The following is a 7,283-nucleotide window of genomic DNA, read 5'->3' as shown; positions in this document are numbered from 1 at the left end:
TGCGCTTGGAATTTAACTAAGCCTTCAGCTTCAAGTTGTAATAGGGCCTCACGTACAGGAATACGGCTCACATCTAGTTCTTCAGCAAGCGCCGCTTGGCGTAATGGCTGACCGGCTTTTACTTCGCCTTTTAAGATTTTTTCACGAATCGCATCAACCACAAATTCGGTACGTGTTTTATATGCTAGCCCCATTTTATCTCTTTGTATTTTGTATAAACTTGGCAATAGTTTATACAAATTATAAAAAAAGGCCAGCATAGCTGGCCTTTTACCTTAGAACGGGAACACACAATTATTTCATACGAACTCTAAAAGGCATTTTGTATACATAGAGGACGCAAGAATCGTTCTATTGCTTGACTGCCAACAGAAGTACTACGTACATCCGTTGAACTTGGGAATGGACCACCATGCATCATCGCATCGCACACTTCCACACCCGTTGGCATTTGATTGTATATTAATCGGCCAACCACATAACTTAACGCATCCACAATGTCAGCATGTTGCTGAACCAAAGCTTCGCTACCATGAATGGTTGCAGTTAATTGACCTTCGAGTTCATCAATTAAAGCGACTAGCTCGTCGTTTGATGAATACGTTGCCATTAACGCTGCAGGACCGAATACTTCTTCATGTAAGGCTTTGTTGTTTCTGAACTCTGTTGCAGTCGTGGCAAATACTTGCGTACTACAACGCAGCTCTTCAGATTGACCACTTGCAACAAGCGTTGCATTGTTTGCGAAGTTTTCACACCCTGATTTATATGCTTTTAAGATAGCAGGCGTTAACATGGCTTGCGGTGCAGAAACTTCCACCTCTTTAGCCACAGCTTGTTTAAAACTTTCAGCTTCTTCTTCAGCAATAAGCCATAAACCTGGGTTTGTACAAAATTGGCCTGCGCCCATATTTAGCGATGCAATAAATGTTGCCGCTAGTTTTTCTTCTTGGCCTTCAACAAAACCAGAAAGCAATACTTGCGGATTAGTAGAACCCAGCTCGCCATAAAATGGAATTTGCTGCTTGCGTTGTTTAATGCTGTCTTGCAGTGCCATACCCACACCAAACGAACCAGTAAAACCAACTGCTTGGATTTTTGGGTTTTTCACTAATTCATGACTTACATCGTAACTTTTCGAATGTAATAGCTGGTAAACACCTTTTGGCATATCGCATTTAGTAATTGCCGCTTCAATCGCACGTACCACAATTTCACTGGTACCTGGGTGTGCCGAGTGAGATTTATAAACCACAGGGCAACCTGCCGCTAATGCCGATGCTGTATCACCACCTGCCGCACTAAAGGCAAGAGGGAAATTACTTGCACCAAAAACTGCTACCGGACCAATGGCAATTTTTGCCATTTTTAATGTTGGGCGCGGTAAAGGCTGACGCTCAGGTAATGCGGCATCCTCAGCGATAAACTCAGCGTCTTTTTCTAAATTTGCTGCAAATAAACGTAACTGACCAACAGTACGACCTAGCTCACCTTTAATACGCATTTCAGGTAAACCAGTTTCAAGAGGTGTGCGTGCAACCAGCTCATCTTCTTTACTTGCAAGCTCATCAGCAATCGCATTTAAAAACGCAGCACGCTGGGCTTTAGTGGTTTTACGATAAATCTTAAATGCAGCATCTGCCACATCACATGCTTGTGCTAACTGCTCAAGGCTACAGTTTTTAAATGCAGGCTCAAGTGGCGTATGGTCAAATGCATTTATTGCGTTAAACGAATCTTCACCTTGTGAAGACCATTCGTTATTAATAAAGCTTAATCCTGTAAACATTTACTCTCCCCTTAAACAAGTTGGAAACCATTGACATAGGGATCATCATCATCCACTAGTATCTGGTTGTATCCGGTAATTTTTGCCCAACCTTGAATTGATGGCTTAATCGCAGTGATGCCAGCAATTTCGGTTACGGCTTCGATGGTGCCAACAAACTGGCTACCAATAATACTTTCATGAACAAACTTTTCGCCCGGCTTTAATAAACCTTTGGCATGAAGCTGCGCCATACGTGCTGATGTACCTGTCCCACAAGGACTACGATCTATGGCTTTATCGCCATAAAACACTGCGTTGGCAACGGTAGAACCTTCAGTTTTTGGCGCGCCTGTCCATAAAACGTGAGAAAGCCCTTTGACATTATGATCTTCAAGGTGAACACACTCCACTGCACGACCCGCAATTTCACGTACCAAAGGACTAAATTTTAAAATATCGCCAGGTGTCCACTTATCAATGCCTGGGAAATTTTCCTGCGGCTCAACAATGGCGTAAAAATTACCACCGTAGGCAATATCAAGTTTGATTTTGCCAAGTTCTGGCACATCAATTTCAATATCTCGATGCGCTAAATAAGCAGCAACATTATAAATTTTTACCCAATCAACTTTATTATTCGTCATTTGGTAATCAACATTAATCTGCCCTGCTGGCACATCAATCACTAATTTACCCGGTACTCTTGGTTGGATAAGGCCCGCTTCTAAACCTGCGGTTAAGGTACCGATAGTGCCGTGCCCACACATTGGTAAGCAGCCTGAGGTTTCAATAAATAAAATTGATGCATCAGCATTATCAGAGCAAGGTGGATACAAAAATGCACCCGACATCATGTCATGGCCGCGAGGTTCAAACATCAACGACTGACGGATCCAGTCATATTCGCGCATGAAGTGCATGCGTTTTTCGCCCATCGTTTTACCTTCAAGCACAGGGTGGCCTGACGTAACTAATCTGACTGGATTGCCACAGGTATGGGCATCAATACAAAAATAGGTCCCTTTTTTCACTTGCTGCACTCCTATTTATTTTTACTTCACTTTATTCGAAATAGGCGCGCAAAAAATTGCGCACCTCGGCTAAAGGGGAAAGCCTAATTTTTTAAAAAACATATTTTGCTAAAGCTACATAATTGCCATTGCTTTAAATACGTTTCACCAATGCTTTTTAGCATCCACTTTTGACATAAAAAGAATTGTGGTTGTTAACAACCATAACCGCTAATTTTATTCAGTATTTGATGCTAAACAAAAAGCTTAAGCACAGTATCTAAAGCTAGTAGAGGTAACAACCAAGGCCAAATTCCAGAAGACTCTGTGTAACGGCTTTATTGTGTAATAGCCTATTTGGTTTAATTTGTTTTTACTTCGAAAAGTGATACTGTACATTGTATACCGATTAAGTTAATGTATATTGTATACAAAGTAAAGTTATATTTTTATCAAATGAAAAACATCTCTAGCTCGGTTAATCAAAACGTTGCTGTTATTGGCGCTGGTGTAATAGGTATTTCAACCGCGATTCAACTACAACAACAAGGCTATCAAGTAACGCTACTTGATAGCAAAGGTATTAGTGAAGGCTGTTCAAAAGGTAATGCCGGGCATTTTGCTACAGAGCAGGTATTTCCGCTCGCGCAGGCATCTTTATTACCACAACTACCAAAAATGTTGCTCGACCCAAAAGGCGCTCTGCGTATTAGCCCGAGTTATTTGTTTAAAGCACTACCTTGGTTTATGCGCTTTTTAGCAAATATGCGTCCGCGTGTGTTTAATCGCAATAAAGAAGCATTAAAACAGTTAAATCAGTCGGCAATTAACGCATGGCAACGTTTAACTAAAACAACAAATACCGAGTCACTATTCCATTTAAATGGCAGCTTACTTACCTTCGAGTCAGACTCTCGTAAAGATGCGCTAGCAACACGTGCTCACTATAAAAAAGAAGGCGTAAACGTAAAGTTATTAGAAAGACACGAGTTAGATGAGTTGCAACCGGGGTTACACCCAGCAATTACACACGCTCTTTACTTTACCGATGTGGGCCATACTTGCAGCCCTTATAAATTGAACATCGCATTGTTTGACTATGCAAAATCATTAGGCGTTAATTTTAAGCAAGTTGAAGTGACATCGCTATTTTCAAACAACTCTGGTGTGACCGTAAATGCCAACGACGATGCGCTAGTATTCGATAAATTAATAATGTGCACCGGCGCACACTCAAAAGCACTTTGCAAACAGCTTGGTTATAAAGTACCTATCGACACAGAGCGTGGTTACCACTACATGGTATCCAGTGAGAAAATGCCCACCATGCCAGTTGTATCATTTGAGAAGAAATTTATTCTAACCCCAATGCAAGAAGGTTTACGCCTTGCGGGGACAGTAGAATTTGCAGGTCTTTCAAAAGCACCAAGCTACCGCCGTGCCGATATGTTAAAGCAGCTTGGCGAATCCATTTGGCCAAATATGGTAGACGACCACCCTGAGCAAGATAAAAAATGGATGGGCTTTCGCCCTACACTACCCGACTCACTACCTGTGATCGGGCGCGCACCTAAACACAACAATGTGTTTTTTAACTTTGGCCACCAGCACCTAGGCTTAACCTTGGCGGCCATTAGTGCAGAACTCATATCAGCAGAAGTACAAGACGTAACACCGCAAATTGACCTTGCGCCTTATTCCATTGCCCGTTTTAACTAAGCGGTAATACTATTTTCGCGACGCAACCACTTTCTGGGTGGTTGCTAAGTGAAATCACCCCATTATGCGCTGATACAATTTGGCGACACAACGCAAGGCCTGTACCTGTGCCTTGTTTTTTGGTGGTGTATAAAGGCACAAAAAGGTTGTCAGGGTTACTGATCCCCGCGCCTAAATCTCTGATTTCAATTACCACTTGTTGCGCATCTTGTTTAAGTGAAACGTCTATTGTTTGCTGTGGGGCTGCTTCATGGGCATTTTTCAATAAATTAATTAAGCACTGCTCTAGTTGAGCGGCATCCACTTCAAGTATGCAGTTATCTGCTAAATGTAAATTACAGGGATATCCTAGTAACTCTGTACTACTTGAGATGATTTTTACTAAATCATGCGGTTTCTTTTGCGGCTCTGGCAAGGTCGCAAGCTGACGATAACCTTGAATAAAGGATTTTAAGCGGGTTGCACGTTCGCCAATAATGGTTAAGCCGCCTTGAATATCTTCTTTGTCTTCGCCGTCAATCGGCAAACTCGATGATATTTTATTTAACGTATCGGTTAAGCTAATAATGGGCGACAGCGAATTATTAATTTCATGACTTAACACACGGACTAAGTCTTTCCATGCTTTTTGCTCTTGATGGCTCAGTACTGTTTCTAAATCCGATAAAATAAATAAGTTATGCTGCTTACCTGCTTCTCTAAAATTATCACGATATAAATGCAAGCGAGATGACGCTTGCTTATTGGCAACCATCACTAACTGATTATTTGGCGCATCAATAAGATCAACCAAATTTAAATCCGCCAATGTATGGTTAATCAACTTGGACTCGGATTTTTCAAAAAAGCGCTCTGCTGCAGGGTTTGCCAAGGTAATTTTTTGATTTTCATCACAGGCAAAAATAATCACGCCAATTTGTTTAATCAGTTTCGCTAATAACAGCTGGCTTTCTTTGTATTCAAAGCGAGTGATAGATAAGTTATCCGCAAGTCGGTTAATCTGCTGAACTAAATCGCCGAACGCCGATGACTCAGCCGCCCCCTTAGCGCGCAAGGTGTAATCACCTGCATTTAACGCTTCAACTAAATTTGCTAACGATAAAAACTGCTCGTTTAATTTATCAAATAAATAATAAAGATTTATCGCCACCACTAAAATTAGTAACAAACTCACCAGCGCTTGCAAATAAATGCTGAGATCTGCCTGCCATATCATCACCAAGGCAATAAAATTACCCGGTAGCGCCGCCCACAAAACTGAACGTTGTAGCTGATTGAAAAAGCTTTTCACAACTAAATACCAAATTTATCGAGGCGACGATAAAACGCACTGCGACTTAAACCAAGCGATTTTGCTGTATCTAGTGCATTACCTTGATATTCCATTAAGCGCTGTTCAATCACAGCTTTTTCAATTTCATCCATTGTGCCTTGGTACTTAGCGGTTATTTGTTCCTGAGCCTGTGGAACTTGAGTTGCAGTCGGCGTTAGCATTAAATGCTCTGGGCTGATTTCGCTTACAGCAAGTAACGTCGCACGCTCTAACGTATGAGAAAGTTCACGTACATTGCCCGGCCAATCGTATGCCAAAAGTGCATCACACGCAGCAGACGATAAACTCGGTGCTGGTTTGTTAAAACGTTTGGCAGCTTTAGCAATAAAGTTATTTGCCATTGGCAAGATGTCATCTTTTCGCTCAGCTAAACTTGGTAAACGCACCACAAACGTGTTTAACCGATAAAGTAAATCTTGGCGAAACGTTGCATCTTCTACCATCGCATCTAAATTGGCATTGGTTGCTGAAATTAAACGAATATTGGCTGTTTGAGTTTTACTTGAACCAACTTTTTCAAATTGGTGTTCTTCCAATAAGCGCAGTAACTTTGCCTGTTGTGGCAGTGGAATATTCCCAATTTCATCCATAAACAAGGTGCCTTTTTCGGCAAGCTCAACGCGACCAATCCGATTTTCCTTGGCATCGGTAAAGGCACCTTTTACATGGCCAAATAGTTCAGACTCAAATAAGCTTTCGCTAATCGCGCCCATATTTACCGAAACAAAACGCTCGTTATTACGGCTACTCAAAGTATGAATATGCTGCGCGAGTAAACTTTTACCAGTGCCATTTGGCCCTGTGATCAGCACATTGATATCGGCTTTGGCAATTTGCTCTAGTTGTGCAAGTAAAGCTTTCATTGGGGCAGATTCAACAATCAACTCTCCACCGCCTTGTGCCAGCTCGCTTTTTAAGTTTTGGTTTTCTTGGTTAAGCACTTGGTTTTTCAGCTTTTGTTCACGCAGTTTCAGCTGATTGGTGATCACCGTTAATAGGCGTTCGTTTTCCCATGGCTTTTCAACAAAATCGCCCGCTCCGGCTTTCATAACCTCAACGGCGATTTCAACACTTGCCCATCCAGTCATACACACAATTGCCAAGCTTTCATCAAGGCTTGCAAGCTGTTCGGTAAGATTAATACCTTCCTGACCTGAGGTGGTATCAGCGTGATAATTTAAATCGATTAAAGCGAGATCAATGTCGTTTTGTTTAACAAAAAAGACAGCTTCTGCTGGTGAACTTGCTGTGCTGACTTTAAACCCTTCGCTCTTTAAAAATAGGCGAAGTGCGGCAACAATACTGGGATCGTCATCTGCAATTAAAATATGGGACACAATTTATCCTTTACTGCGTTAATTCTTGTTTGCTTAAAAGAGCACAAAGGCTACTAGGGTCTGTTGATCTTTGCTGTTCTATTTTTGTTCTCTTTGAGCGTGCTTTTATCGCG

6 protein-coding genes are annotated in these 7,283 nt (G+C 41.6%); 1 reads left to right on the top strand and 5 read right to left on the bottom strand.

Annotated elements, in window-relative coordinates; genetic code table 11:
- From ABYD77_RS16515 to ABYD77_RS16505, 3 genes are all read right to left on the bottom strand, one after another.
- Window positions 1-194, bottom strand: a 194-nt coding sequence (locus ABYD77_RS16515; RefSeq protein ID WP_372771204.1) for a GntR family transcriptional regulator, incomplete at its 3' end; no start/stop codon positions are given.
- A 116-nt stretch (window positions 195-310) separates the two neighbouring features.
- A complete protein-coding gene (locus ABYD77_RS16510) occupies window positions 311-1,789 on the bottom strand; it encodes an aldehyde dehydrogenase (NADP(+)) (RefSeq protein ID WP_372771203.1) in 1,479 nt (492 codons plus the stop codon).
- 11 nt (window positions 1,790-1,800) lie between these two features.
- Window positions 1,801-2,802, bottom strand: a complete 1,002-nt coding sequence (locus ABYD77_RS16505; RefSeq protein WP_372771202.1) for a 4-hydroxyproline epimerase — start codon at window positions 2,800-2,802, stop codon at window positions 1,801-1,803.
- 435 nt (window positions 2,803-3,237) lie between these two features.
- On the opposite strand from ABYD77_RS16505, the gene ABYD77_RS16500 reads away from it, so the two are divergent.
- Window positions 3,238-4,500: an NAD(P)/FAD-dependent oxidoreductase gene (locus ABYD77_RS16500; RefSeq protein ID WP_372771201.1), complete on the top strand. Its 1,263-nt coding sequence runs from the start codon at window positions 3,238-3,240 to the stop codon at window positions 4,498-4,500.
- Here ABYD77_RS16500 and ABYD77_RS16495 read toward each other — a convergent pair.
- Complete coding sequence (locus ABYD77_RS16495; protein WP_372771200.1) at window positions 4,493-5,791, bottom strand: PAS domain-containing sensor histidine kinase; 1,299 nt, start codon at window positions 5,789-5,791, stop codon at window positions 4,493-4,495. The genes ABYD77_RS16500 and ABYD77_RS16495 overlap by 8 nt on opposite strands.
- A gap of 2 nt (window positions 5,792-5,793) precedes the next feature.
- Window positions 5,794-7,170, bottom strand: a complete 1,377-nt coding sequence (locus tag ABYD77_RS16490; protein WP_372771199.1) for a sigma-54-dependent transcriptional regulator — start codon at window positions 7,168-7,170, stop codon at window positions 5,794-5,796.
- Window positions 7,171-7,283: the final 113 nt, after the last annotated feature.

This window comes from Pseudoalteromonas sp., from assembly GCF_041629635.1.
Lineage (GTDB): Bacteria > Pseudomonadota > Gammaproteobacteria > Enterobacterales > Alteromonadaceae > Pseudoalteromonas.
This window is presented reverse-complemented; position numbering and strand designations above follow the sequence as displayed.